Raw genomic sequence first — 26,973 nt, 5'->3', positions numbered from 1 at the left:
TTCATATCTTCAGAAAATGGTCCAGTCCTTTTTTCTCTTGTACATTGTTCATTCCTTCCCCTCCACAATCTCAATCCCCTCATCCGGCATACGTTCTAACAGATAATGGCTTAAAAAAACACCTGCGGTTATCCAGACATCCTTAAACAAATCCGGCTGTGTTTTTTATCGGATATAACCACTTCTTCCTATAATCCTTATCTCCTGCTCAAGAATAATCCCGAATTTATCTTTCACCTTTTTGCCCACCATATCCATAAGTTTAAGAAAATCATCTGCTGTTCCCTTTCCAGTATTGATAAAAAAATTGGCATGCATTTCGCTGACCTCTATGTCTCCAACCCTCATGCCCTTGCATCCTGCATCATCTATAAGCTTGCCTGCAGCAATATCTTTTGGGTTCTTAAATACGCATCCTGCGGATGGCTTTGACACAGGCTGTCTTGATTTCTTTTCATTGATAAATTCTATAAACCTTTTTTTAATTTCAAACGGTTCATCTCTTTTAAGGGATAAGACTGCGCTAAGAATAATAGAATCTGAAGGAATATTTGCGCTCCTATACTGAAAGCCCATGTCACTTGCAGATAATTCTTTTATGCCTCCATCAGGCATTAATAGATTAACCGATTTAACAACATCTTTTATCTCGCATCCGAATGAGCCTGCATTTCCGGCAATTGCGCCTCCCATAGAACCAGGAATGCCTGCAAGCCCTTCCATCCCAGAAAGTCCATGCTCAATACATAAATTGATAACTTTTTGGAGCAAACATCCAGCTTCAGCGTTAAGCGTTGAGCGTTCAGCGTTCAGCGTAATGTTATTCATCTTCGATGTGAAAATCACAACACCATCGATACCTCTGTCCTTTATCAGCACATTTGTGCCGCCACCGATAACAACATACGGTATTTCTTCTTTGGTAAGATTTTTTATGAGTTCAGGCAGGGAGGTTTCATCGGGGAATAATGCAACATCGGCAGGGCCGCCGATTTTAAGAGAGGTATGTGCTGACATGGGTTCGTTGAACCGAATGTCGATGTTTCTGGAAATACAAAACTCCTTTAAAACTTCATACTCCATTACTTCATTACTCCAACGCTCCTTAACTTATTCAGTATCTCTTCTCCCATCTTATACACATCGCCTGCACCGAGGGTTATGAGCACATCCCCCTGTTTCAGCTCAGACGCTACCCTTTCCATCATTTCTTTCCTGTCAGGAATATAGGTCAGATTTTCAAATCCTGTGCCTCGTATCCTTTGAGCAAGGACTTCCGAGTTTATTCCCTTAATCGGCCTTTCGCTTGCAGGATATATGTCCATTAAAAACAGCTTATCCGCATTGCCGAAGCTCATTGCAAACTCATCCATCAAATCCCTTGTGCGTGTGTATCTGTGGGGCTGAAATAAAACGACCACCCTGTTGCCGTTGAAGCATTCCCTTGCTGCCTTGAGCGTAGCCATTATTTCTGAAGGATGATGTCCGTAATCATCAAAAACCTTGATGTCCCCTGCCTCGCCCTTAAATTCGAATCTGCGTTGTATTCCGCTGAAATTGCCCAATGCCTTTGCAATGACATCCACAGGGATCTGCAGTTCCATGGCAACGGCTATTGCCGACAGGCTGTTCAGTACATTATGTTTTCCGGGCACAGGAAGGGTGAACATCCCCAGCGATTTTCCTTTATATACTGCCTCAAAGCTCATCCTTATGCCTGAATGCTCTATATTCCTCGCATAGATGTCCGCATCTTCGGATAATCCGTAGGTCAGGTATCTCCTCTGGATTAATGGAATTATCTCCCTGAGATATTCATTCTCCATGCAGACAACCGCAATCCCGTAAAAGGGTATCTTGTTTATGAATAATAGAAACGCTTGTTTCAATACATCCATATCCGTGAAGTAATCCATGTGTTCCCTGTCTATGTTGGTTATAACAGCAATTGTTGGATTGAGCTTAAGAAAAGAGCCGTCGCTTTCATCTGCCTCTGCCACAATATAGTCGCCCTGTCCCAGCTTTGCATTGCTTCCCATGGACTTGAGCTTTCCGCCTATAATCACTGTCGGGTCAAGTCCGCCTTCGCCGAGCATGGTTGCAATAAGCGATGTTGTGGTCGTCTTACCGTGAGCGCCTGCAACGAGGATTCCGTATTTAAGCCTGCCCAGTTCGGCAAGCATCTCTGCCCTCGGTATTACAGGGATAGACCTCTGCTTCGCTTCTAAAACCTCCGGATTATCGGCAGAGACAGCAGAGGATATAACAACGACATGGGCGCTATCTATATTTCCTCCATTATGCCCTATAAATATCTTTATGCCGAGGTTACTCAATCTATTGGTCGTCTCTGATTCCTTTATATCCGAGCCCGTGACCTCATATCCGAGGTTATGCAGCACCTCTGCGATACCGCTCATTCCAATGCCGCCGATGCCGACAAAATGAATTATCCTGTATTTATTGAACATTTTAACTCCTGTTTAAATTGAACGATTTTGCAAGGCAGGCACTGCTACAAGACTTTAAAAAGTCCTCGTTCATGTGCATCCTCTTTCCGCAGCACCTGCCTTACAAATCTGAATACAGAATCGCTCAATTTAGTTTTATGTTTTGAATTCATTTCTTTATCAAGCTCATCGCTAAATCCACGATCTTTTCTGCCGCATCCGTTCTTCCGAACGCCAGAGCTGCCTTCTGCATCTCCTTCCTCGCCTTCTCATCAACATAGAAATCCCTTATAGCATCTGCCAGCACCTCGCCTCGCAACTCCCTGTCGAGTATCATACGTGCAGCCCCCATGTCTTCGAGCTTTCTTGCGTTAGACTCTTGATGGTTTGACGCTGCATGGGGGAACGGTATCAATATGGCTGGCTTGCCTATGGCTGTAATCTCTGACAGGGTTGTTGCCCCTGCCCTGCAGATGACCATATCAGCTATGGAATAGGCCTCTGCCATCTGGTATATAAAAGGAACTACAATGCCGTTAAAGCCGAGCCTCCTGTAAGTATCCTTCACGGTTTCATAATCGCGCTCTCCTGTCTGGTGGAGGAACTGGATGTTTTGCCTTAAATCAAGAAGGTAATTCAATGCCTCTACCATTGCGTTGTTTATGCTCTTTGCACCTGAACTGCCGCCGAACACAAACACAGTGAATTTTTCCTTTTCGAGGGGGAACAATCCGTAAGCCTTGTTTTCATCTTGCTGCAGTATCTGTTTCCTTATGGGATTTCCTGTCAGATATGATTTCTCTTTTTGAAAAAAAGAGATGCTCTCCTGATATGTTAGGGCAATTGCATCCACGAATTTACCGAGGAGCTTATTTGCAAATCCAGGCACGGAGTTCTGTTCGAGTATTATTGTTGGGATACCCTTAAAATGTGCTGTAAGCACCATGCCCACAGATGCATAACCGCCTACACCGATGACGACATCCGGCCTTACCGACCTGAGGATTCTGTAAGCGCCTGAAAGAGAGAAAAGAAATGTAATAAGCACCCTGATTTTCTTAAATAAGGATTTTCCAACCAGTCCTTCTGCCTTTAAAAACCTTATGGGATAACCTTCTCTTGGGATAACTCGCGACTCTATCCCGTGCTCTGTCCCGACAAAGATTATGTCACTTTTTTGTATTCTTTCTTTTGGCTCCTGACTCCTGTTAAGGAACTCTTCTGCCACTGCGATGCCGGGATAGAGGTGTCCACCCGTACCACCGCCTGCAATTATTATTTTCATAAGGTTTGCCCTGCCATGCTATTTTAGTAAAATGATAAAAAACTATGTCCTTTTCATTTTACTATATCTTCTATATCCCCGTCCCCTCTGCCATCGTGATTGTTGATCAGCAGACAGTTTATATCGGGCACGGGATGGCATAGAAACCGTCGCATCAGTTGCAGGTTTGTTCATAGCATGCGTCCTGTGTTCTGTTCCGTCTTTGGCGGACTGCATTTTAGAGACATTCAACAGTAATCCTATGGCTGTCATGCTGACAAGGAGCGACGAGCCTCCGTAGCTTATAAACGGCAGGGGAAGCCCCTTTGTCGGGACCATCCCTGTGACAACAGCGAAATTGATAACAGCCTGAACCGCTATCATTATGGATATGCCGAATGCAAGGTAATATGCGAATGTATCAGATGTCTTCCTTGCAATTGAAATGCCTTTGATAAACAGCATAAAGAACAAAAAGACCACAAAAACCACGCCAATAAAACCCAATTCCTCGCCGATCGATGAAAATATAAAATCCGTATGTACCTTGGGCAGAAATGAGAGCTTCTGTTTTCCTTCTCCCAATCCCACCCCATTAATGCCTCCGCTTCCGAGGGCTATGAATGACTGGACAAGCTGAAACCCGCTGCCCTGGGCGTCCTTCCACGGATCGAGGAATGCCGCAACCCTCTTCCATCGATACGGTTCTGATATGAGCTTGAAAATGACAGGGATGGCAACGATGCCGAGGGATAATATATAGCGCAATCTTATGTCTGATAAAAAGAGCATGGCTATTGTCAGTATGCCGAGACTCATGACAGCGCCGAAGTCGGGCTGTTTTAGGAATATAACCTGAAACATTCCCATTATCCCTACAGGAATGGCAAACGACAAAAATTTGTCCTTCCTGTAACTCGGAAGGCTCATGTACCATGAAAGGAATATAACCATCGAGAGCTTCACGAGCTCCGAAGGCTGGAATGTGGACGGCCAGATCCTTATCCATCTCCTTGCTCCTCCGGCAGTAACGCCCAGTTTTGTAAAGACCAATATTAGACAGACAAGCGATACAACAAGCAGGGGTATGGACATTTTTTTCAGATATTGCAGGGGCACTTTATATGCAATAAACATGGCGATCAAACCCAGCAAAACCGCAAACAACTGCTTCTTCAGAAAGCCGAACTGACTTATGACCACGCCTTTTTTCCGGTACTTCTCCACCATGTCAGGGGAAATCACAGATGTAGAGCTATATACAGCCATCAGACCGATTAATATAAGGAGAAGTACAATAAACAATATCCATTTGTCATACTGCTGCTTCATAGCTCCATTACCGCCTTTTTAAACTGCCTCCCCCTGTCCTCGAAATCCCTGAACATATCAAAACTAGCGCACGCAGGCGATAGCAAAACCACATCTCCTGGAGAGGCTGCCTGCTTTGCCTTTATTACCGCTGCCTTAAAATCCTCTTCCATAAAAACATCTTTTGCCACGTCCCCCACTGCCTTTTTTATCTTGTCCCTTGCCTCACCGATAAGGACAAGGGACTTAACTTTTTCTTTAATAAGCGGTCTCAAAATTGTAAAATCGCTGTCCTTATCCCTTCCGCCTGCAATAAGCACTACAGGCTCGCTGAAGCTCTCAAGGGATTTTATAACAGCCCCAACATTGGTTCCCTTGGAATCGTTGATGAACTTTACACCGTCTATTTCCCTGACAAACTCAAGCCTGTGCTCAAGTCCCGGAAAGATTTTCAGTGTACTGATTACGGTATCGGCACTGCAGCCTGACAATAGCGCCATCAAAGAAGCAGCCATGGCATTTTCGATATTATGGACGCCTTTAATTTTAAAGGTTGAAGGATCAAGGCAATAGGCTATAGGCGATAGGCCATGGGCTTTAACTTCAGGGATATTAAAGCGTATTAAACCGTCTTTGTAAAAAGCGCCTTTAACCTCTTTTTTTCTGCTAAAGTAAAAAATCTCCGGTCTATTGCCTATTGCCCATTGCCTATTGCCTATTTTCTCTATCTCTTCAGTTGCCGGGTCATCCGCATTCAATACCAGAAAGTCTCCTGACCTTTGATTCAGGAATATCCTGCATTTCGCATCGATATAATCGGACATTGAATGGTACCTGTCCAGATGGTCAGGTGTTATATTGAGTATTGCTGCACCTTTTGGCCTGAATGCATCGATAGTCTCGAGCTGAAAACTCGATATCTCGGCAACTATGTAGTCAAAATTTGAAATTTGAAATTTGAAATTTGAAATTTCCTCTGTAAGCGCATTGCCTATGTTACCGCCGACAATGGCATTAAACCCGCTGTTTTTTACCATCTCGTAAAGGAGTGCAGTAGTTGTCGATTTTCCATTGGTTCCGGTTATTGCTAAAAAAGAGGGGCAAGATGTTCCCTCCCCTTGACCCTTGATTATTTGATAAGCCAGTTCCAGTTCGCCTATTATCTTTATCCCTTTTTCCGACGCTGCTTTCAGAGGCGCGATATTTAAAGGTACGCCCGGACTTACAATAATAAGGTCTGTATTTTCGAATAACTCCGCGGGATGATTACCGAGTTGCAGTTTAATATCAGGATTAAGTTTTTTCAGGAACGTTTCGAGTTCCCTGATATTTTTTTTGTCTGTTACTGTAACTAAGGCGCCGAGTTTAGAAAGGAGATTGGCTGCGCCAACGCCGCTTCTGGCAAGGCCAACAATGGTAACCTTCTTACCCTTTACATCTGTCAATTTATACCCGACCTCGCTGTGTTTTTAACCTCAACAAAAATACTCATGATTTATCCGTTGATTCATGTCTGCGGACAGAAAGCTCCTTACCAGAAGACTTCTTTGTTTTCTTTTTGTCTATCTTTGCATGAGAGTTTTTCTTGTGACTTGCATGAGCAACCTTTTTTGCCTTGTATTTATGCCTCTTTGCAATTGATTTTTTATGCTTATGTTTTTTATCTGCCTTATACGATGCAAAAACCACAGGCCTTTCATCCTCGCTGCTGAAAAAGATCATGGGTTCTGCCTTCTGGTTTAAGACATCGTAACCTTTTGATAAAAGCACCGTAGAATCCTCCCACAGATTGTCCCGTGCCGATTCGCCCAGGACAGCGACTATGAGCGTATTTTGTCCCCTTTTTGCAGCACAGACAAAGCAGTGCCTTGCTGCCTTTGTGTACCCTGTTTTCCCTCCAATGTTTTCTTCATCTGTCCAGAGAAGCTGGTTTGTATTTTTGATGAATATCCTTCTTCCGCTCTCAGAGAATATCTCTTTTGCCCGTGTGTTGACTACCTCACGAATCAAAGGATATCCGAGAGATTTTTTCATGATTATAGCAAGGTCAAAGGCTGTTATATATTGGTCAGGGCCTGGAAGTCCGGAGGCATTCATGAACCTCGTATTTTTTGCGCCCAGATGGCTTGCCTTATCATTCATCATCGATACAAATGCATCCTCAGAGCCTGCAGTCGCCTCTGCAAGGGCAACGGCAGCGCTGTTCACAGACCGCATGAGGGCAAGATACAAAAGGTCTCTTACACTGAACCGTTCCCCTTTCCTGAGGTGGGGGCTTACCGATGGTGTGTTGGCCGCATTCTCGCTGATCGTGATAATGGAATCAGGATTAAGCCTGTCCAGGGCAACCATTGCTGTTATGAGCTTTGTGGTACTTGCAGGAGGCTGCTTCAGATTTGGGTTCTTTGCATAAAGTATCTTTTCGCTTGCACTGTCTATAACTACCGCAGCCATTGCAGAGATATCATCGGCATAGACAGTGGACAGAGAATAGTGAATAGTGAATAGAAAGACAACAAGTATAAATAAAAAGATTTCCCTGCCGCCCTTGACCCTTGACCCTTGACCCTCGATCCTTTTCTTCATATCTCACCTCAATTTTAATGTTGCAAGGCTGAATAATGCAAGGATTATTCCTGCAATCCAGAATCTTACGATGACCTTCGACTCGGGCCATCCCTTTAACTCAAAATGGTGGTGTATGGGCGCCATCTTGAATATCCTCCTGCCTGTAAGTTTAAACGACATAACCTGCATTACAACGGATACTGTCTCTATAACGAATATGCCTCCCACAACAGCAAGGACTATCTCGTGTTTTGTTATAACGGCGAGCGTGCCCAGTGCGCCTCCAAGCGACAATGACCCGACATCCCCCATAAAGACCTCTGCAGGATGTGAGTTGTACCATAAGAACCCCAGCGAAGCACCGAGCATGGCCCCGCAGAATACCGTCAATTCGCCGATCCCGGGAATATATAGAACCTGCAGATATTTTGCGAACTGTGCATGGCCGGATATATACACAAGGGCTACATTGGCTATGGTGGCGATGGCAACAAGGCCTATGGCAAGACCGTCTATGCCGTCTGTGAGGTTCACGGCATTGGAAGATCCGACAATAACAAAAACCGAAAACGGTATATAAAAATAGCCGAGGTCAAAAAGCCATTTCTTGAAAAATGGTATGCTCAAGACATCGTTATAGGGATCCTTCGGATTCGTATAAAGGAATATTCCTATCAACAGGGCAAGCAATAATTGTAAACCGAACTTGTACAAAGCCTTCAATCCCTTTGGATTCCGCTTTACCGATTTCAGATAATCATCGCAAAAACCGATGGCGCCAAAACCCAGCAGCGAAGTCATCACCACACAGATATAGATATTCCTGAAATTCCCCCACATCAGCATGGAGACAGTGATTGACGCCAGAATTATAATGCCGCCCATTGTCGGTGTACCGGCCTTTGAATAATGGGTCTTAGGGCCGTCGTCCCTTATCTGCTGGGTCATACTTATCTTTCTGAGCCACCGTATGATATGAGGCGCAATAATGAATGTGACTATCAGGGCGGTCATTGCTGCCAGGGATGTCCTGAATGTTATATACCTGAATACATTAAAAGGAGAAAAATAGTTATGCAGGTTGTAAAGCAGTTCGTAGAGCATACTCAGTCCCTGTGCCGTCCCGAAAAGTCCCCGGTGAAGCCAACAGACTCTTTGGAACCCTCTATTGCGGCCATTACCCTTTCCATCCTCATTCCCCTCGAACCCTTTATCAAAACGATATCCCCATCATCGATTATCTCGCTCAACTTCACTCCGGCATCCTCTGACGTATCTGCGTATATACCATTTCCCCTGAATTCGGAAACAGCAAAGGACATCAACGGCCCCACACCTATAAAAGTATCCACAGAAATGTCCGAAAGCCTCTGCCCCAATTTCTTATGTTCCGTAACCCCGTAATCGCCAAGTTCCAGCATATCCCCCAAAACTGCAATGGCCCTCTTGTATTTGCCTGAACTCACGAGCCTTGTCAGTTCATTGATGGACTCTTCCATGGATGAAGGATTTGCATTATAAACATCGTTGAGAAATGTCACGCCTCTGTTTTTTTTTATCTCAAACCTCATATTAACGCCTTCGAAGGATTCCAGACCCCTTTTTATCTCATGCAGGTTGAATCCAACAGCATACGCTGCAGCGGCTCCAGCAAGGGAATTATACACATTAAAACGTCCCTGTATCTTTAGATTTATATCAATGCACTCCTTGCCTGCACATAAAAGAAATCCAGTACCTTCATCGGAAAAGACAATATCTCTAGCGATTAAATCTGCATCCTGATTTTCTATTGCAAAGGTTATAATTTCCCCTTTAAACTTTGCACTCACGCCTTCCATGAGGAACGAGTCGTCGGCATTCACGGCCAATTTCTTTACAAAAGGCGCTATTTCAAGCTCGGCATCCCTGACCTTATACAGTGAGCCGAAACCCTGAAGGTGCTCATACCCTATGTTGGTAATAACCCCGATGTCAGGCAGTGCAATGCTGCACAGCTCATCCACATCTCCAGGCTTGTTCGTCCCCATCTCAAGCACCATGATGCGTGTATTTTTATCCATCATGGTGATAGAAAGGGGCATCCCTATATGGTTGTTAAGGTTTCCCGATGTCTTGAGTACACTCAGCCGTGTGTTGAGAATCGTTGATATGAATTCCTTTGTTGTTGTCTTGCCATTGCTCCCCACCACGCCGATAACATGCCCCTTGAATCTTCTCCTCATATACCGAGCTAAATTATGGAGGGCAAGGAGGGTATTATCTACGAGGATAATGGTTCTATCCTCGATTGGCAAACCTTGAGCCATGAATTGCAGATTATTGACAACGGCACCACCGCCGGACTTCAAGGCATCAATGAGGAAATCGTGGCCGTCGAACCGGTCCCCCTTTAATGCGATGAGTAATTCGCCGCTCTTTATTGTTCGTGAGTCTATGGACACGCCGGTAAATTCAGTATTTCCCTCAACGACAATACTGCCGCCTGTTGCCTTGATTATGTCCCTGATGCTCAACATCTGCCAGTACACCCGATATTCTCTGTCCCTTTATAATTGGTGCCGCCTCCAAAGGACGGCCTGCTTATTAAACGCCTGATTGCGTTCTCAAGGACAACCCTGTCGCTGAAATTATAACGCTTCCCCTGAATCTCCTGATAATCCTCATGTCCTTTCCCTGCCACCAGCACTATATCCCCGGAGGATGCAAGCTCAACGGCCATGCTTATGGCAACATCCCTGTCAGGGATGATGATGTAGTTGTCTCCGACCATCCCTTTCTCTATATCCCTTATAATTGACCTCGGACTTTCATTTCTCGGATTATCGGAGGTTATTATCACAAAGTCGCTGAGACGTGCTGCAATCTCTCCCATCTTTGAGCGCTTTCCCCTGTCCCTGTTGCCTCCGCAGCCGAAGACGGTGATGATCTTTCCCCTCTTTTCATTTCCTTCTAACTTTTCGGGCATAGAGTATTCACGTCTTTTTGCCTTCATCATCTCCTCTGTCTTTTCCGCAAAACGGTACGCCTCAAGCAGTTGACGGGCAGTGAGCAAAAGCCTCTCAAGGGCATCCTCTGTATGGGCATAATCCACAACAGCGAGGAAGTCCTGCCCTACGTCGACCTTTTCAAACCTTCCCTTGACCAATCCTGTCATGGCAATTCCCTCCTTTATTATCTTTATTGGTATATCCATTGATAAAGCTGCACATATGGAAGAAAGCATGTTATAGACATTTGTTACTCCAACAAGGGGAGAAATAATGACCTTTGACCCCTGACCCTTGACCCTTATCTTGAATGAAGTTCCCTTGAATGTTGTTTTTATATCAGAGGCCAGCACATCTGCATTTTGATTATTTATCGCATAAGTTAATATTTTTTGACCCTTCAGATCATTCACGAGCCTTTCCCCATATGGGTCGTCCAGATTAATTACAGCAGTGCCGTCTTCTGTTAAAAGTTCGGTAAAGAGTCTCCTTTTTGCCATGAAATAATCTTCCATTGTCCGGTGAAAATCGAGATGATCCCTTGTGAGGTTCGTAAAAACAGCCACCCTGAATTTTGTATAATCCACCCTCTTCTGTGAAAGGGAATGGGATGAAACTTCGGTTACTACATGGCTGCAGCCCTTATCGACCATCTCCCTGAGCAGTGCCTGAAAGTCAGGGGCTTCCGGCGTTGTATGCGGCGCATCATAGGCCCTGTCCTTTATCAGATAAGTGATCGTACCTATCAGACCAACATCTTTTCCCCATTTTTCGAGGATGGACTTCATCAGGTATGATGTAGTTGTCTTGCCGTTTGTTCCGGTAATGCCGATAACAGAGGCAGTCTCAGACGGCCTTCCATAAAAATTATGTGAGATGGATGCAAGGGCGTCCCTTGAGTCTTTAACTTCTACCCACACTGTATCCGGATATTTTTTTATAAAATTACTTATTGCCTCTTGCCCCTTGCCTATTGCCCCTTTTTCATATACTATGGCAACCGCACCTTTCCTAATCGCATCCTCGATAAAATCATGGCCGTCAAAGCTCTCTCCCTTTATGGCTACAAAAACATCTCCGTTCTTAACCTTTCTTGAGTCATAGGTTATTCCGGAGATGCTCTTTTCCATGTCTCCAGTTACTTCGAACTCATTCATCAATATATCTTTTATCTTCATATTAATTATCATTTATCGGCCTCATTTTTTGGAAACCATTAACAACCCCTTTTCTCCGGAATCGTCCCTCGGAACACTCAGATAAGAGAGGGATTCGCTGGCTATCTTCCTGAAAACAGGTCCGGCAACTACGCCTCCGTATATCTGTCCTTTAGGCTCGTGAATAACGACTATCATCGCTATCTTCGGCTTATCCGCAGGGACAAACCCTACAAATGAACTCACGAACTTCTCCTTGGAATACCTCCTTGTCTTCGGGTCTATCAGTTGCGCCGTGCCTGTCTTGCCCGCAACCTGATTGCCGTCAACAGCAGCCTCCGGTGCAGTGCCGCCTTCCTCTGTAACCGTCTTGAGTATTTCCCTGAAGACATTTACGGTCTTTTCCGAAAGGATCCTTTTAGCCTCCGGATTTATTTTGTAGACAGTGTTTCCATCCGGTGACTTCACCTCTGAAACGACATATGGTCTGACAAGAAACCCGCCGTTAGCAATAGCCGCGTATGCCCTTAAAACCTGCAAAGGAGTTACTGCAATCTCCTGGCCTATAGAGATAGCACCGATAGATGTACCCGACCACTTTGAAGGACTATGCACCCACCCCGAGACCTCGCCCACAAGGTCTATCCCTGTCTTTTCGCCGAAACCGAAGCGCTTGATATACTCATATAATCTTTCCCTGCCCAGACTAAACCCTATCTTTATAGTTCCAACATTTGACGATTTCTGTATCACTTCCTTAAATGAGAGAACACCATGCCTGTGGTCATCCTTTATCCTTTTGCCTCCCACTTCTATGTATCCAGCACTACAGTCAAATTTTGTATCGGGATTTACGATCCCCTCTTCAAGGGCAGCAGTGCCAGCTATTATTTTAAAGGTTGAGCCCGGCTCATAGCAATCTGTAATGGCCCTGTTCCTCCTCTGGTTCGGTGCTGCATCAGAGGGATCATTGATATCAAAGGTCGGCCTGTTTGCCATGGCCAGTATTTCACCCGTATAAGGGTCCATCATTATGGCCGTGGCTGAAGCAGCCTTCCAGTGCAAATAGGCGGCATCGAGGTTTTTTTCCAGAATATATTGCAGTCCCTCGTCAATGGTTAAAACTAAATTATTACCCTTTATCTCCCTGCTTAAAGAAAATCCCTGGCCGTCTGAAAGCACATTCCCCTTTGCATCCCTGAATACATAGGCCTTCTCGCTTCTTGGGGCAAGGTATCTGTCATACCTCCGCTCAACACCCTCAAGCCCGCTGTTGTCCACATTCACAAAGCCTATGACATGGGATGCAAGACTGCCTTTAGGGTAGTACCGTTTTACCTCAGGGGCAAATCCTATTCCCCTCAGCTTCAAATCCTTTATGCCCTGGGCATACTCGATACCGACTTTTCTCTTTATCCAGTTGAACCTCCTGTCGGTATTCAGCTTTGCTAATATAATCTCCGGTTTTTGATTAATCCTTTCAGATAGGGCAGATGCAACTTTATCAGGCGATGTTATTTCAGAGGGGTCGGCATAGATGGATTCGGTGTCCAGATTTATGGCAAGCTCCCTGCCCCTCCTGTCGAAGATAATGCCCCGTTTGACAGGAATGATCTCTTTTCTGACTTGTTGAAATTTCGCCTTGGCAGAAAACCATTCATGATTAAAGAGCATAATATCCACAAGCCGGAAAACAACGGCAATAAAACCAAAGGTAATGGCTGTGCTCAAAATAATCGCCCTTTTTCTCATAACACCCCGTTACTATAAAATTCTCCCTTTAAAGCCTCCTTTGAATAGCGAGCTTTCACGGCTACCGCACAAGAAGCCATGCAGCTAGCATCCACATTACAAGACCAAGGAAAACAGCTATTGCGAAGTATTCCAAAAACCCTGTATCTTCGTCTTCATCCAACCGGATGTTGTTGTCCACCACTCATGTCCTCTGCTTCATCTATCTCTCCTTAAAGGATGCCCTGTACGGCTCGTTGTCCTTTGCCTTTTTCACATACACAACCTTAACCCTGTCGGGAAAGACAAAACCACTATTAACAGTGCTATTACCGGCAACCTTCTCAAACCGCTCAACAGACAACAGGCTTGCCCTCTCTGCTGCAAGCATTTTTCTGTCCTTCATGAGCACAGACTTTTTCTTTTCGAGACTGCTGATGCTGTATTCAAGGGAAACAAAGCTCGACCGCAGCCATACAATGGAAAATATCGATAAAAGCAGCATTGCAATAGAGAGCGGCTTCAACATCGTAATCAATCTATTTTGTCTTCTAATCATAATCCTTAACCCCTTGACTACTTATTTTCTCCGCCCCCCTGAGCTTCGCACTCCTCGATGAAGGATTGATCTTTATCTCATCAAAACCGGCGGTTACAGGCTTTTTCGTTAAAACCTTCACGATGCCCTCTCTGGCATTGTCTCTCACGAAGTTCTTTACTATCCGGTCTTCGAGAGAGTGGTAAGAGATAACGCACAGCCTGCCGCCTGCCTTCAACATATTCAGAGCTGATACAAGACCTTTTTTCAGTTCATCGAGTTCTCTATTGACCTCTATCCTCAGTGCCTGAAATGTCCTTGTTGCAGGATGTGTTTTGCCCCTGCCTCCATAAACCTTCATCACAGTATCGGATAGCTCTTTGCACGTATTTATTGGAGACTTTTTCCTGCAGGTAATAATCGCCTTTGCTATCCTCCTGGCAAATGGCTCCTCTCCGTATTCTTTCAATATCCTCTCGAGATCCTTTTCAGGGTATTTATTCACAACATCCCATGCCGTTAATTCCTGTGCAGTATCCATCCTCATATCAAGTCTTGCTTCCGAGGCAAAGCTGAAGCCGCGTTTTAGCTCCTTCAACTGGAGCATCGAGACCCCAAGGTCGAACAAAACACCGTCAACCTCTCTTATATTCATGGAAGATAGTATGTCTTGTATCTGCGAGAAACTCCTGTTTTTAAGGAATACCCTGCTGTTGCCAAGCCTTTCACGGGCATACCTGAGTGCATCTTCATCCCTGTCTATGCCGACCAGCCTGCCATCGGAGCCAAGCATCGAAAGCACTGCCTCTGCATGGCCTCCAAGGCCGACAGTTGCATCCACATATGTTCCATTTGCTTTCACGTCAAGCATTTCCATGGTCTCCTTCACCAAAACCGGGATATGCATTAGTTCATAGTTCATAGTCAAAAATAAAAATCCATGAGCTATGAGCCGGCATAAACCTCGCCCACATAATGGGACACATTATAGTTGCACAGGGAGAACGGCTCTATATGCTCCTTTATCCTGTATCCTGGCGATTATCTCTTCCATATCCTTCTCATTCCCCCCATTTTTCATAAAACGGCGATGCCTTTACAGCTTCCCTTACTTCCTCCACTGTCAACATAACACTACCTCCTTTCTTAAAGGGAGACGGAATGCATAGGGATATTCCCAGTATTCCCCGTAATGTGTTCTGTCTACAGTCCATAACCTGCAAGCACCGACTCATACGCCTTTGCATCAACCTTCTTTGGATCGGTCACATCGCTCCATGAAGCCTTATCCCATATCTCTATCTTGTCCAGTTGTCCGACTATGACGACCTCTGTATTTATCCCGGCATCCTGCCTGTGCTCGTAGGGAATGAGTATCCTTCCCTGTTTGTCCATCTCGCACTCGATGGCGGATGCGATAACGCGCCTCAAAAAATACTTTACGGCCTCTTCCATCTTTGGCATTGACCGTATCTTTTCCTCCAGCTTGTTCCATTCATCAAGCGGATATATATGCAGACACTTGTCAAATGCGGCATTTGTGATATATAGTTTTGAATTAGTGTATTTTTTGGAGATGATGTCGCGGAGAGGAGCAGGGATAATGATTCTTCCCTTAGGGTCTAAGGTGTAGTAATATTTGCCCAAAAACGAGGTCATTCCCTTTTCCTCCACTTTATACCACTTTTTACCACAATGAAATGATATTTATAAAAAATAGGGATTGTCAAGAAAAAAATGCATTTTTTCAAAAATTTCCATATTATGTGGTATTTTTTTAGAAAAAATACTATATATTGGGCAATATGATAGGGGGATAAGGTGTTTTTTGAGGAATTGGAAAGGCTGCGACAGGATAATCTACTCAGGCAGATAAGGGACAGAGGACCCGCTTGCGCCTCTGCAAAGATATTGATAAATGGCGTTGAACACATAAACTTCTCATCCAATGATTACCTCGGACTTGCGAATCACCCATCCATAACAGAAGCCGCAAAAAAAGCACTGGATAAATATGGATTCGGCTCAGGCGCATCGAGGCTTTTGTCAGGAGGGACAGAATTACACAGAGAGTTGGAAAAAAATATAGCGGAATTCAAAGGCACAGAGACTGCATTAGTCTTTAATTCCGGCTATACAGCAAATATAAGCGCCATCCCAACTCTTGCAGGCGAAGGGGATGTCATTTTCAGCGATGAACTCAACCATGCAAGCATCATCGACGGATGCAGATTAAGCAGGGCAAAAAAGGCGATTTACAGACACAGGGATGTGGAGCACCTCTCGGAATTAATAAAAAAGGAAAAGGGAAAAAGAAAAATAGTAATCACAGACACCGTATTCAGCATGGATGGAGATGTTGCACCACTGAAGGAAATTTCTGATATTTGCCGCCAACACAATGCAATACTTTATATAGATGATGCCCACGGAACAGGCGTCTTGGGCAATGGCAAAGGTGCATTGGCACATTTTGGGGTAAAACCAGATTCTCAAATAATCCAGATGGGGACATTCTCAAAGGCCCTCGGCTCCTATGGCGCATTCATTGCTGCTGATAAGAATGTCACTGACTGGCTTACAAACACAGCAAGGGGATTTATCTATTCAACAGCCATTCCTGCATGCATAGCTGCTGCAGCGATAGAGGCATTGGAGGTTTTACAGAAAGAACAGATGCTCGTGAAAAAATTGTGGCAGAATCGGGAAAGGCTTTTCAAAGGCATTAAGGCCCTTGGTTTTGATACAATAAACAGCGAAACACCAATAATACCCATTGTCGTGGGCGGTATCGAAGCCACCATGAAATTTTCGGAATTGCTCATAAACCACAACATCTATGCCCCTGCCATAAGACCTCCGACAGCGCGGGTGCCGAGAATAAGGGTTACGGTCACAGCAGCACACACAGAAGATGATATTGATAAACTGCTGAAAGTACTGGCAGTTGCATAATCAAGCAAAGCAGGCACGGCTTCAAAACCGCCGCCCTCTTTTCATCCATGCCTGCTTTGCTTTTACCTAAACTGAGCGATTCTAATCTAAAAATATATGTCAGGTGCGGCGAAAAGAGGAAGTCTTTGAGCAGTGCCTGACATATAAAATCACTCAACTTTTGGCAACGAATTATTGTCATTTGCCAAATAAACACGTTTCTGTTATATTTTTATCTCTATGAATTATCCCAATAGCTATATATCGGTTATAGGCGCCGGAAGCTGGGGAACCACCCTCGCCTCGCTCCTCGCAGAAAAAGGCTATGACGTAACATTGTGGGCATACGAAAAGGATCTGGCGGAACACATCAACAAAGAAAGGGTGAATAATATTTATCTGCCAGATGTGGTTATATCAGAGAACTTAAGGGCTACCCATGATATTGCTGAGGCAGTAACGAATTCCCGCTACATATTAAACGTTGTCCCGACCCAGCACATAAGATCCATATTCACACAGGCCAAACCTTATATAAGGGACGAATCAATTATAATAAGCGCATCAAAGGGCATAGAGAACAATACGCTGCTGACCCCATCAATGATAATAAAGGAAATTCTGAACAAACCGGTCTCCGTCCTTTCAGGCCCGAGCTTTGCAAAAGAGGTAATAGCAAAAATGCCGACTGCAGTGACCCTCGCAACAGAAGACAGGAAGACAGGCCTGCTCCTTCAGGAGGTGTTCAATACAGACTACTTCAGGGTATATACCCACGATGACGTGATCGGCGCAGAGATAGGCGGCGCTCTAAAAAATGTGATAGCAATCGCAGCAGGCATCTGCGACGGACTCGGGCTCGGGCATAATTCAAGGGCAGCATTGATAACAAGGGGCCTTTCTGAAATAGCAAGGCTGGGCATCAGCATGAATGCTAAAGAAATAACATTCTCCGGTTTAAGCGGCCTCGGTGACCTTGTGCTTACATGCACTGGCCCGTTGTCGAGGAACTACTCTGTAGGATATAAGCTTGGACAGGGATTAACGTTATCAGAGATCATAAGCCAGACAAGGTCTGTAGCCGAAGGAGTGACTACAACGCTTTCTGCATATGACCTCTCAAGAAAATATGCTATAGACATGCCCATAACAGAGCAGGTATATCTCACCCTCTATAAAGAGAAACCGCCTAAAGAAGCTGTCAGGGATCTTATGAACCGCACCCTGAAATCCGAATTCTATGGATACTAAGAAATTAGAATCACTTCTTAACGGCGTAAGAAACGGCAAAACATCCATAGACAAGGCGCTCGATACACTCAAACATCTGCCTTACGAGGATATGGACTTTGCAAAGATAGACCATCACAGAGGCATAAGAAACGGCGTTCCTGAAGTGATATTCGCAAAGAATAAGAAAACAGATGATGTGGTGGCCATAGCCAATGCAATGCTGAAAAAAAGCAGAAGATTTCTCATCACGAAGGCATCTGAAGATATATACAGGGCATTAAACTTAAAAAAAGCAAAGTTCTATCCTGAATCAAAAATCATCTCTTATGGGGAAACAAAAAATAAAAAGGGTCACATCCTCATCGTTTCAGCGGGGACATCAGATATACCGGTAGCAGAAGAGGCAGAAGTAACGGCATCTTTCCTGGGCAGTAAAACAGAAAGACTATATGATGTTGGAGTTGCAGGAATTCATAGGCTCCTGAGCCACAGAAAATTAATACAAAAGGCAAGGGTTATAGTAGTAGTTGCCGGAATGGAGGGGGCATTGCCTTCGGTTGTTGGCGGGCTCACGGATAAGCCAGTCATAGCAGTGCCCACATCCGTGGGTTATGGAACAAGCCTTGGAGGACTTACAGCATTATTTGCAATGCTCAACTCGTGCGTTCCAGGCATTGCTGTCGTAAATATAGACAATGGCTTCGGCGCAGGATGTCTTGCGCATAAGATAAATATAATAGGACTGAAATAGTAAATCAGTGGATGAGTGAATGGGTAAATGAGTTAATGAGTTAATAAAATTAATGGGTAAACGGGTTTTACCCCATATACCCATTTACCCATATACGTGTCTGTTTTGCTAAACTTACAGCTTAGCAGGAAGGTCCTCAGCCACCGCCAAAGCCGCCAAATCCTCCTGAAGAACCAAAGGATGTACTTCCGCCGCCACCAAAGCCTCCAATGGAACAACAGCTAAAAGCCGAAACCTTCTTTTTTACGTCATTGGAGCCGCATTTCGGACATCTTGTATCTTTTTCGCTGGCATTAACGCTCTGGAATGCCGAAAAAAGTTCGTTGCATTTAGCGCACGCATATTCATAGATAGGCATAATAAAGACACCTCCTGACAAAAATATATTGTTTAATAATTGCATATTAATATATCTAAAGTCAAACTTAATAGGGCGCTTTCTGACGGATTACCGTCAGCAAGTCGTGGAGATAAAATGGTTTGTGAAGAAATGCATCTGCCCCTGCATCGAGAAAAACCCTTTCATCGCAATCGGCACTAATACCGATTATCAAAGAGTGCGGGCATTGGGAGCGCATTATCTTTGTAAGCTCTATCCTGTTCATCCCGGGCATGGCATAATCGGTAATGACTATGTCAAAGTCCGATGCTTTCAGGAGATCGAGGGCAGAAACCCCGTCATTGGCAGCCTACACATCAAATCCGTGAAGACGAAGGACATCGAAGAGAAATTTCCTGACCATTTCATCGTCATCTACAACAAGAACTGTCTTCTGCTTTTTCATATACAATCGGATAGAGCCTTCATAAAGACTTCATAAAATATACAATTATAGGTTGTATTTGTCAATACTTTTTACAACCTTGGATTTATAGACTTCACTGCAATCTTACTATAGACTTCTTAAACAATTCTATTCAGGCGGATTATATGAGAAGAACAGCCGGATATAAAAGAAAAACAACCGGCCAGATCGTGAAGGAATACCGGAAGGCAAAGGGCATATCCCAGATGGATATGGCAGAAGTTATCGGCGTGTCGTATCAACAGGTGCAGAAATACGAAAAGGGAACCAACAGGATAAGCGTCGACAGGCTTAAACAGATAGCAAAGGCACTCGATGTGCCCATAAACGAATTCTTTTCGCCGGAGGAACTGGTGGTCTCAGAAACACGGGCAGCTTACGGAAAGATAACGGACGATGAGCAGCTCCTGCTGCATTTATTCAGGGAGATAAAAGATAAAAAGGTAAAGAAAGCCGTTATCGAATTTATAAAGGCAGTGGCAAAATAGGATCAAAGCTCCATCATCATGATAACCGCATCCTCTGCTGGATTTACATAATAGCCCTTCCTTACGCCGACCATGTTGAATCCGAACTTCTCATAGAGCTTCATTGCAGCATAATTGGATGACCTCACCTCGAGACAAAAAAACCTGCAGCCCTCTATCCTTAATTCCTGAATCACGTCATTGAGCAGCGCCCTTGCAATGCCGCGTCTTCTGTAATCGGGGTGCACAGCCAGATCAAGGAGATGGCATTCATCCGCCACATGCTTTACGCAGATATATCCCACGATAACTCCATTAAGCTCTGCAACCCTTGTAACCGAATACCTGCTGTAAATCTCGCTGCGGAATGATGTCTCTGACCATGGCGTACTGAAAGAGAGCCTTTCGATGCTTACGATTTCAGGGATATCATCTGGATACATTTCACGGATGTATACGGTATTCATGAACCAATCTTTATTTCTGCTTCTGATTTCCTGATGTACAGTGGCACAAGTTTTATGGGGTCTTCAAACTCGCCCTTTTTTGCTTTTATCATACCGATATATGCAACATTGGCAGGCGAAGGTACCATATCCTGCGGATTTCCGAATATAGCCGAATCGTTAAGCCATGCTTTAATGCTGTCTTTATAGATGATCGAGCCCTCCCCTAAAAAAATTGTGGGCTCATTTATCAGCGAGAGTAGTTTGTCTATTTTTATTGTCTGTTCATTCATGACCCTTGCAAAGCCATTCCCATTCCACCTGAATATCCCTGCGTAAACCTCTTTCTTGCGCGCATCGAGGAGTGGACAAACCTGATATTTGCTGAACGGCATATTCCATGCAAATGCCTCAAGGGTTGCAACGGAGACGAGCTTTTTCCCTGTGGCGTATACGAGTCCTTTTACAGTACTGAGCCCGACCCTGAGTCCTGTAAATGAACCAGGCCCAATGGCAATGCCAAAGACATCTATGTCGTCTATTTTCATGCCGGACTGCATCAGCATATGGTCTATTGCACCCATTATGCGCTCTGAGTGCGTGACCTTCACATTTATCCGCGATTCGGCAATAAGGGTGTCATCCTCCATTATCGCCACGCCTCCAACCATTGTGGATGTCTCTATCGCAAGGAGTTTCATACCGCCTCTTTTCTGAATAATCTTGAAAATATTATACTGCCGGCAATACACAACAGCGCAAAAACCTTCAGCGAAGCAATCGTGCCGAATGAATGCGCTGTAATGCCTATGACGGAATTCCCTACAGGTGCAAAGCCCAGAAATACAAGAGTGTACAAACTCATCACCCTTCCCCTTAGTGTATCGGGTACTGCATGCTGTATGAAACTGTTGCTTACAGCAAGAAAGCTCACAATACCCCATCCTGCAAAAAATATAAGTAGCATGGAGAGATGGAGATCCATTGAAAATGGTATTATTAAAATAGCCAGGGAAAAGACAAAAGCCGAAAGGGGGATATATAAATCTTTCCTTTTTATTTCTCCCTTAAATGCGATCATCATCGCTGCAAGAAAGGAGCCTGCGCCTGCCGAGGCAACAAGAAAACTCAGGCCTTTTGCGCCGACATTCAATACCTCGCCCGCAAGCACAGGCAAAAGAGTGATATACGGCACGCCAAAGAGGCTGAATACCGCTATCAGGGACATAATGTATAAGACAGGCTTTTCCTTTGTTATAAACCTCCATCCATCTGCTATGTCCTTCCAGATATTGCCTTCATAAGACTTTATCGTCCCCCTGGCTTTTATTTTTGAGAGTGCAAAAATTACAGGGATAAAACTCGCTGCATTGAGATAAAAACAGGCAGGGATGCCCACACTGGATATTATGAACCCTGCTATCACAGGCCCGACAATCCGGGCTCCGTTGAAGGCTGCTGAGTTAAGGGCAATGGCATTAGTGATATCTGCCTTGCCGACCACTTCTGCAAGAAATGCCTGCCTTGCAGGCACATCAAATGCGTTCACAGTACCTAAAAAAGTAGCGACAACCCCAACGTGCCAGACGGTTATTATATTTTTATCGGCAAGGATTGCCACAGTAAGGGCAGGAATAACAGACAGTATCTGGGTAATAATAAGGATATTCCTTTTTGGATACCTGTCGGCAACCATCCCGCCAAAGAGCGTAAATAAAAGAATAGGCAGGGAAGAGAGCGATGCGATAATGCCGAGGTAGAGGGGAGACTTCGTAAGAGAGTACACAAGCCAGCTCTGGGCAACGGAATGCATCCATGTGCCTGAAAGGGATATTATCTGTCCGAGCCAGAAGAGCCTGAAGTCCCTGGCGTATAATGCCGGGAATCTCTGTCCATTGTCCATGTGTTATTATATCAATATTGAGTTTATTTCGGAGGCATAAATGAAAAAAGCTTTCACTCTCCTGTTCTTGCTCATCTCTCTGTCTTTTGCCCATACCGTCTTTGCAGAACCTGTAAAAGTCGTTGTCTCCATCCATCCCCTTTATGACATAACAAAGCAGATAGGAAAAGACAATGTTATTGTAAAGACGCTGCTGCCTCCTGCTGCATCTCCTCACACCTTTGAGCCCACGCCAAAACAGATAATGGAGCTCCACGATGCAAAAATATTCATCAAAATAGGAGCAGGCCTCGAATTCTGGGCAGACAGGATTGTAAAGGCTGTTTCCAATAAGAATCTCATAATCGTGGATCTGTCTAAAGACATGCCTCTTATATACACCACACACGGACATGAACATGACAGGTCTCCGAAGAATTCCTCAAAGAAAAATTCTTCAGGACAAGCTGCTGACCCTCACTTCTGGCTCGACCCTCTACTGGCAAAAAAGATTGTGGATAAAATAGCCAATACGCTTATAAAGGTAGATGTCCAGAACAAAAATCTCTATGCAGCCAATGCAGAAGATTATAAAAAAGAACTCGACAAACTGAACGAAGAGATAATACAGAAGGTCGGCACATTTAAGACAAAAGGCTATGTCACTTTTCATCCTGCATGGAATTATTTTTCGAAAAGATACGGGCTGCGGGTCATTGGAGTTATTGAAGAGGCTCCAGGAAGAGAACCAGCGCCGGGAGATGTTGCACGCATAATAAAAGATTTGAAGAAATCAGATATCCGTGTGGTCTTTGCAGAGCCCCAGTTTAACCCCAAAATCGCAGAGGCAATAGCAAAAGAGACTAATGCAAAAGTCCTGTTCCTCGATCCAATCGGCGCATCCAATGCCCCTGACAGAGATTCCTATCTTAAACTCATGCGTTACAATATTTCACAGATGGAAAGGGCGATGAAATGAATGCTGTTGAAATAAAAGATCTCGATGTATCCATAAACAACAGGGAGATATTAAAAGACATAAACCTTGAGCTCGTGGAAGGAAAATTTCTCGGCATCGTGGGCCCGAACGGAAGCGGAAAGACAACCCTGCTCAGGACTATCATAGGGATAATCAAGCCGACATCCGGTAATATAAAAATCTTCGGCAGCATCCCTTTTGATGCGATACAAAAGGGCATGTTCGGCTATCTCCCTCAGAGCCAGAAGATAGAGATGAACTTCCCTGCAAGGGCAATAGATGTCGTTCTCATGGGAATATATTCGAGGCTTGGGACCTTCAAATGGCCTTCGAAAAAAGATACCGACCGTGCAAAAGAAATGTTATCGATAATGGATATGTCAGGTCATGAAAACGAGTCCTTCGGAGACCTTTCAGAAGGTCAGCAGCAGCGTGTATCCATTGCACGGGCGCTTATAAATAATCCGAGGATATTGATCCTCGATGAGCCGAGCACGGGCATAGATGTAGTTGGACAGGAAAACTTCTACCATCTCCTGAAGGGACTTCAAAAAAAACTGAGTCTCACCATAATAATGGTCTCACATGATATAGGCACTGTAACATCGTATGTGGATGAGATCGCATGCCTGAACAAAACACTTCATTACCACGGGAGCCCATTAGGCGCTCTCAATGATGCGGTTATAAGACGGCTTTACGGCAAACATGTGGATATTATGATGCATACAGACCTATGCGAAAAATGCGAGAGGCTGCACAGCGAGCAAAAGGATTGACATGTTAGAAATTTTTTCATACGGTTTCATGCAGAGGGCATTGCTTACAGGAGCAGTGCTTTCGATATTTTCAGGAATAATATCTGTATTCATAGTGCTAAGGAGGGTATCGTTCCTTGGCTCCGGCATCTCCCACGCTGCATTTGGAGGGGTTTCCATAGGCTTCCTGCTGGGCATAAACCCCCTTCTGACAGCACTTGTATATTCCATTATCGTGGCCTTTGGCATCGAACAGATAAGCTCAAAAGGAAGGCTCGCAGAGGATACAGCCATAGGGATATTCTTTTCCAGCTCCATGGCACTCGGCATCGTCCTTGTAGGATTATCGGCAAGCTACAATGTGGACATATTCGGTTACCTTTTCGGCAGCATACTGGCAATAACAACCGGGGATGCATTAATAGCCGTATGCACAACCCTCTTTCTGATGGGGGTCATATTTGTAATCATGAAAGAACTTTATTTCATCACCTTTAATGAAGAGCTGGCATTTGTAGGCGGCATAAGTGTGAGGCTCATAAAGTCCATATTCCTGCTGTCAATGGCAATCGCCATAGTTGTGGGCATCAAATTGGTGGGCATTATCCTTATCTCTGCGCTCCTCGTAATACCCGGCGCTGCAGCACAACTGCTGACAAAACGATTTTACAGGATGGTCTTTATCTCATGTCTTATATCCCTGTTTTCCACAATCTCGGGGATTATAGTCTCCTATCTCTTTAACCTCGCTCCAGGCGGGACCATAGTCATTCTCTTATCAACTGTATTCTTCGTTGCATTTTTCAGCAAAACATTAAATAATGCTTGAAATTTTATTTGTTTAGGTGTATCTTTATTTTAAAGAATGAACATTATTTCCAGAAAGGGGGTGAAAAAATAAATGAAAAAGGCGATTCTATTGGCAATGGCAGTACTATTTCTCTTCTCTTTCGGATGTGCTACAAAAGACTATGTAAAACAGCAGATAGACCCGCTTGTTGACAGGATCAGTAAGCTTGAGGCAAGGGTTTCGGCTCTTGAATCAAAGGTGGGCGCCCTTGAAGGCAAGGTTGGTGCACTATCGTCCGATGTGTCCGCAGCTAAAAAGGATGCAGCAGAAGCCAAATCTCTTGCCCAGGAGGCAATGAGGGTTGCAAAGGAGTCTGCTGACAGGGCTGAGGCTGCTGCAAAGAGGGCCGAGGCTGCTGCTGACAGGGCCGAGGCTGCATTTGGCAAGGCTAAAAAGGCCTTCGAATTACAGCAGAAGAAGTAATCTTACCTCTCCCGCAAAAAATTTTCAGCGAAAATTTTTTGCGGGAGTTCTATTTTAAAACCGGAGATTTCCACAGGTATCCCGCTCTTTTCCCTTACAGCATGATATAGCTTTTCGGTATTTATTTTTTTAAGCAAACCCTTCTTCTTCAAAAGTTCCACAGCCTCGTTAAAATAGTTTATGTCCTTTTCGGTATCGTCTCTGTGGACTTCTATATACACGCTATCGCCCTTTACGCCTACTTTAACAGGCTGACGGACAATGGTCACCTTCATGCCTTTCGGCACTATCTGGAAGAGTTTAGGAATATCTTCAGGATACAGTCTTATGCAACCATGAGTAACCCTTCTCCCCACTGCCCATGGTCTGTTTGTTCCATGTATGAGATAACTGCCGAGGGAAAGCCTCAATGCATGTGTGCCCAATGGATTATTAGGACCAGGCGGAACCACATTCGGCAGTTCGGGTCTCTCTTTTTTAATTGATTCAGGCACATGCCATGCAGGGTTCGCTATCTTCTCTATTATCTTGAAATTCCCGACAGGCGTATCATTGCCTTCATCCCCTATCCCTATTGGAAATGTTCTTACCAGCACCGTCTTCTTTTGTCTGAAAAAGTAATAAAGCCTCATCTCCGTGATATTTATGACAATCCCATCGTATGAGGCCACATCAGGCAATATCCACATCGAGGGTATATTAACAGTCGAATTGCTTCCGGGAAGGAAGGGATCGAGTTTTGGATTTGCATCCACAATCTCATTGTAGCCAACACCGTAGTTCCTTGCTATCTCTATCAGGGATTCGTTGCCGTTAACCTTATGGGTCTTAATAACCCCTATTACTGTATTATTTTTGCCGTAGGAATAAACCTCGGCAAAAGCAGACGTAAAGGATATGGCGAAGAACACCGAGGCAGACAGGACAATTTTTAACAATCTCATAAATCGAATAATAACCAACAATCGCAGCATAATTCAAGCAATTGACAAAATCCGGCTTTATATAGTTAAATATAAATCGTTTTTTCGGGCGGATAGCTCAGCTGGGAGAGCACAGCCCTTACAAGGCTGGGGTCACAGGTTCGATCCCTGTTCCGCCTACCATAAACCGCTTTGGGGCGGTAGTTCAGCTGGTTAGAACGCCGGCCTGTCACGCCGGAGGTCGCGGGTTCGAGCCCCGTCCGCCCCGCCAGATGTTCTCTTATATTTCAATAAGTTATCAAAATATTATGTAAAATATCTCCGTCATCAAACCGTCACTAAATCTTATCTTTTGTTTTCAATGGGGGATAGCTTATTATGAGTTATCCCTATCAAAATAATAACAATCGTCTACTAAAAAGCCTTGATAATTGTCTCCTTACAGTCAAAGTATTTAAAAGAGATGTTCAGGTTAATCATATGTGCCATATCTCAACATATGTGTATATGGG

The 26,973-nt window shown here is 44.4% G+C and carries 27 protein-coding genes, 2 tRNA genes and 1 pseudogene; 10 read left to right on the top strand and 20 right to left on the bottom strand.

Features of this window, described 5'->3' with window-relative positions; translation table 11 throughout:
* Window positions 1–165 precede the first annotated feature (165 nt).
* From murB to mraZ, 14 genes are all read right to left on the bottom strand, one after another.
* Window positions 166–1,083, bottom strand: coding sequence for a UDP-N-acetylmuramate dehydrogenase (murB, locus tag V7L97_RS03485; RefSeq protein WP_333653429.1), 918 nt, complete (start codon window positions 1,081–1,083; stop codon window positions 166–168).
* Complete coding sequence (gene murC / locus V7L97_RS03480) at window positions 1,083–2,471, bottom strand: UDP-N-acetylmuramate--L-alanine ligase (protein WP_333653427.1); 1,389 nt, start codon at window positions 2,469–2,471, stop codon at window positions 1,083–1,085. Before murC ends, murB begins: the two co-directional genes overlap by 1 nt.
* Before the next feature lie 148 nt (window positions 2,472–2,619).
* Window positions 2,620–3,735, bottom strand: a complete 1,116-nt coding sequence (murG, locus tag V7L97_RS03475) for an undecaprenyldiphospho-muramoylpentapeptide beta-N-acetylglucosaminyltransferase (protein WP_333653426.1) — start codon at window positions 3,733–3,735, stop codon at window positions 2,620–2,622.
* A gap of 42 nt (window positions 3,736–3,777) precedes the next feature.
* Entirely contained in the window at window positions 3,778–5,046 is a 1,269-nt protein-coding gene (ftsW, locus tag V7L97_RS03470) for a putative lipid II flippase FtsW (RefSeq protein ID WP_333653424.1), read from the bottom strand.
* A complete protein-coding gene (gene murD / locus V7L97_RS03465; RefSeq protein ID WP_333653422.1) occupies window positions 5,043–6,470 on the bottom strand; it encodes a UDP-N-acetylmuramoyl-L-alanine--D-glutamate ligase in 1,428 nt (475 codons plus the stop codon). Before murD ends, ftsW begins: the two co-directional genes overlap by 4 nt.
* A gap of 43 nt (window positions 6,471–6,513) precedes the next feature.
* Window positions 6,514–7,611 carry a D-alanyl-D-alanine carboxypeptidase family protein gene (locus tag V7L97_RS03460; RefSeq protein WP_333653420.1) on the bottom strand — a complete coding sequence of 366 codons (1,098 nt, stop codon included), beginning with the start codon at window positions 7,609–7,611 and terminating at the stop codon, window positions 6,514–6,516.
* 3 nt (window positions 7,612–7,614) lie between these two features.
* The gene (gene mraY / locus V7L97_RS03455) at window positions 7,615–8,697 is read right to left on the bottom strand and encodes a phospho-N-acetylmuramoyl-pentapeptide-transferase (protein WP_333653418.1); all 1,083 of its coding nucleotides are present in this window, start codon (window positions 8,695–8,697) and stop codon (window positions 7,615–7,617) included.
* Between the two features lie 2 nt (window positions 8,698–8,699).
* Complete coding sequence (locus tag V7L97_RS03450) at window positions 8,700–10,124, bottom strand: UDP-N-acetylmuramoyl-tripeptide--D-alanyl-D-alanine ligase (protein WP_333653417.1); 1,425 nt, start codon at window positions 10,122–10,124, stop codon at window positions 8,700–8,702.
* Window positions 10,106–11,773, bottom strand: a complete 1,668-nt coding sequence (locus V7L97_RS03445; protein ID WP_333653416.1) for a UDP-N-acetylmuramoyl-L-alanyl-D-glutamate--2,6-diaminopimelate ligase — start codon at window positions 11,771–11,773, stop codon at window positions 10,106–10,108. Before V7L97_RS03445 ends, V7L97_RS03450 begins: the two co-directional genes overlap by 19 nt.
* Before the next feature lie 9 nt (window positions 11,774–11,782).
* Window positions 11,783–13,492: a peptidoglycan D,D-transpeptidase FtsI family protein gene (locus tag V7L97_RS03440; RefSeq protein WP_333653414.1), complete on the bottom strand. Its 1,710-nt coding sequence runs from the start codon at window positions 13,490–13,492 to the stop codon at window positions 11,783–11,785.
* 202 nt (window positions 13,493–13,694) lie between these two features.
* A complete protein-coding gene (locus tag V7L97_RS03435; protein WP_333653413.1) occupies window positions 13,695–14,030 on the bottom strand; it encodes a hypothetical protein in 336 nt (111 codons plus the stop codon).
* Window positions 14,023–14,931, bottom strand: a complete 909-nt coding sequence (gene rsmH / locus V7L97_RS03430) for a 16S rRNA (cytosine(1402)-N(4))-methyltransferase RsmH (RefSeq protein WP_333653412.1) — start codon at window positions 14,929–14,931, stop codon at window positions 14,023–14,025. Before rsmH ends, V7L97_RS03435 begins: the two co-directional genes overlap by 8 nt.
* 139 nt (window positions 14,932–15,070) lie before the next feature.
* Window positions 15,071–15,223 carry a hypothetical protein gene (locus tag V7L97_RS03425; protein WP_333653411.1) on the bottom strand — a complete coding sequence of 51 codons (153 nt, stop codon included), beginning with the start codon at window positions 15,221–15,223 and terminating at the stop codon, window positions 15,071–15,073.
* On the bottom strand, window positions 15,213–15,668 hold the full coding sequence (gene mraZ, locus V7L97_RS03420) for a division/cell wall cluster transcriptional repressor MraZ (RefSeq protein ID WP_333653410.1): 456 nt from the start codon (window positions 15,666–15,668) through the stop codon (window positions 15,213–15,215). The genes V7L97_RS03425 and mraZ overlap by 11 nt, the downstream gene beginning before the upstream one ends.
* Window positions 15,669–15,830: 162 nt before the next feature.
* Here mraZ and bioF point away from each other — a divergent pair, with 162 nt between their 5' ends.
* From bioF to larB, 3 genes are all read left to right on the top strand, one after another.
* Window positions 15,831–16,964, top strand: coding sequence for an 8-amino-7-oxononanoate synthase (bioF, locus tag V7L97_RS03415; protein ID WP_333653409.1), 1,134 nt, complete (start codon window positions 15,831–15,833; stop codon window positions 16,962–16,964).
* Window positions 16,965–17,183: 219 nt separating this feature from the next.
* Complete coding sequence (locus V7L97_RS03410; RefSeq protein WP_333653407.1) at window positions 17,184–18,194, top strand: NAD(P)H-dependent glycerol-3-phosphate dehydrogenase; 1,011 nt, start codon at window positions 17,184–17,186, stop codon at window positions 18,192–18,194.
* A complete protein-coding gene (gene larB, locus V7L97_RS03405; protein WP_333653405.1) occupies window positions 18,184–18,927 on the top strand; it encodes a nickel pincer cofactor biosynthesis protein LarB in 744 nt (247 codons plus the stop codon). The genes V7L97_RS03410 and larB overlap by 11 nt, the downstream gene beginning before the upstream one ends.
* 136 nt (window positions 18,928–19,063) lie before the next feature.
* Here larB and V7L97_RS03400 read toward each other — a convergent pair whose 3' ends face one another.
* A complete protein-coding gene (locus V7L97_RS03400; protein ID WP_333653404.1) occupies window positions 19,064–19,285 on the bottom strand; it encodes an FmdB family zinc ribbon protein in 222 nt (73 codons plus the stop codon).
* 67 nt (window positions 19,286–19,352) lie between these two features.
* A pseudogene (locus V7L97_RS03395) lies at window positions 19,353–19,601 on the bottom strand (response regulator); the annotation flags it as partial.
* Window positions 19,602–19,858: 257 nt separating this feature from the next.
* Here V7L97_RS03395 and V7L97_RS03390 point away from each other — a divergent pair.
* Complete coding sequence (locus V7L97_RS03390) at window positions 19,859–20,221, top strand: helix-turn-helix domain-containing protein (protein ID WP_333653402.1); 363 nt, start codon at window positions 19,859–19,861, stop codon at window positions 20,219–20,221.
* Between the two features lie 2 nt (window positions 20,222–20,223).
* On the opposite strand, the gene rimI is transcribed toward V7L97_RS03390, so the two are convergent.
* Genes rimI through V7L97_RS03375 form a run of 3 tightly spaced genes read right to left on the bottom strand, consistent with a single transcriptional unit; the run spans window position 20,224 to window position 22,549 of the window.
* Complete coding sequence (gene rimI, locus V7L97_RS03385; RefSeq protein WP_333653400.1) at window positions 20,224–20,667, bottom strand: ribosomal protein S18-alanine N-acetyltransferase; 444 nt, start codon at window positions 20,665–20,667, stop codon at window positions 20,224–20,226.
* Window positions 20,664–21,347 (bottom strand): tRNA (adenosine(37)-N6)-threonylcarbamoyltransferase complex dimerization subunit type 1 TsaB, encoded by a 684-nt coding sequence (gene tsaB, locus V7L97_RS03380; RefSeq protein ID WP_333653399.1) that lies wholly within the window; start codon window positions 21,345–21,347, stop codon window positions 20,664–20,666. The genes rimI and tsaB overlap by 4 nt, the downstream gene beginning before the upstream one ends.
* On the bottom strand, window positions 21,344–22,549 hold the full coding sequence (locus V7L97_RS03375; protein ID WP_333653397.1) for an MFS transporter: 1,206 nt from the start codon (window positions 22,547–22,549) through the stop codon (window positions 21,344–21,346). Before V7L97_RS03375 ends, tsaB begins: the two co-directional genes overlap by 4 nt.
* A gap of 40 nt (window positions 22,550–22,589) precedes the next feature.
* Between V7L97_RS03375 and V7L97_RS03370 the strand changes: the two genes are divergently transcribed.
* The 4 genes from V7L97_RS03370 to V7L97_RS03355 all read left to right on the top strand — a co-directional run bounded on the left by V7L97_RS03370 (window position 22,590) and on the right by V7L97_RS03355 (window position 25,538).
* Entirely contained in the window at window positions 22,590–23,507 is a 918-nt protein-coding gene (locus V7L97_RS03370) for a metal ABC transporter substrate-binding protein (protein WP_333653395.1), read from the top strand.
* Complete coding sequence (locus V7L97_RS03365; protein WP_333653394.1) at window positions 23,504–24,286, top strand: metal ABC transporter ATP-binding protein; 783 nt, start codon at window positions 23,504–23,506, stop codon at window positions 24,284–24,286. Before V7L97_RS03370 ends, V7L97_RS03365 begins: the two co-directional genes overlap by 4 nt.
* Before the next feature lies 1 nt (window position 24,287).
* Window positions 24,288–25,094 carry a metal ABC transporter permease gene (locus V7L97_RS03360; RefSeq protein WP_333653393.1) on the top strand — a complete coding sequence of 269 codons (807 nt, stop codon included), beginning with the start codon at window positions 24,288–24,290 and terminating at the stop codon, window positions 25,092–25,094.
* 72 nt (window positions 25,095–25,166) lie between these two features.
* Window positions 25,167–25,538: an alanine-zipper protein gene (locus V7L97_RS03355; protein WP_333653392.1), complete on the top strand. Its 372-nt coding sequence runs from the start codon at window positions 25,167–25,169 to the stop codon at window positions 25,536–25,538.
* 2 nt (window positions 25,539–25,540) lie between these two features.
* Here the strand turns inward: V7L97_RS03355 and V7L97_RS03350 are convergent, their stop codons facing one another.
* Window positions 25,541–26,482 carry a L,D-transpeptidase family protein gene (locus V7L97_RS03350; RefSeq protein WP_333653390.1) on the bottom strand — a complete coding sequence of 314 codons (942 nt, stop codon included), beginning with the start codon at window positions 26,480–26,482 and terminating at the stop codon, window positions 25,541–25,543.
* Window positions 26,483–26,568: 86 nt separating this feature from the next.
* Between V7L97_RS03350 and V7L97_RS03345 the strand changes: the two genes are divergently transcribed.
* Window positions 26,569–26,644, top strand: a tRNA-Val gene (locus V7L97_RS03345).
* Between the two features lie 11 nt (window positions 26,645–26,655).
* Window positions 26,656–26,732, top strand: a tRNA-Asp gene (locus V7L97_RS03340).
* Window positions 26,733–26,973 lie beyond the last annotated feature (241 nt).

Origin of the sequence: Dissulfurispira sp. (genome assembly GCF_036745535.1) — a bacterium.
Classification (GTDB): domain Bacteria; phylum Nitrospirota; class Thermodesulfovibrionia; order Thermodesulfovibrionales; family Dissulfurispiraceae; genus Dissulfurispira.
Note: the sequence above shows the minus strand (reverse complement) of the source record. Positions and strands in the feature narration are given on the sequence as shown.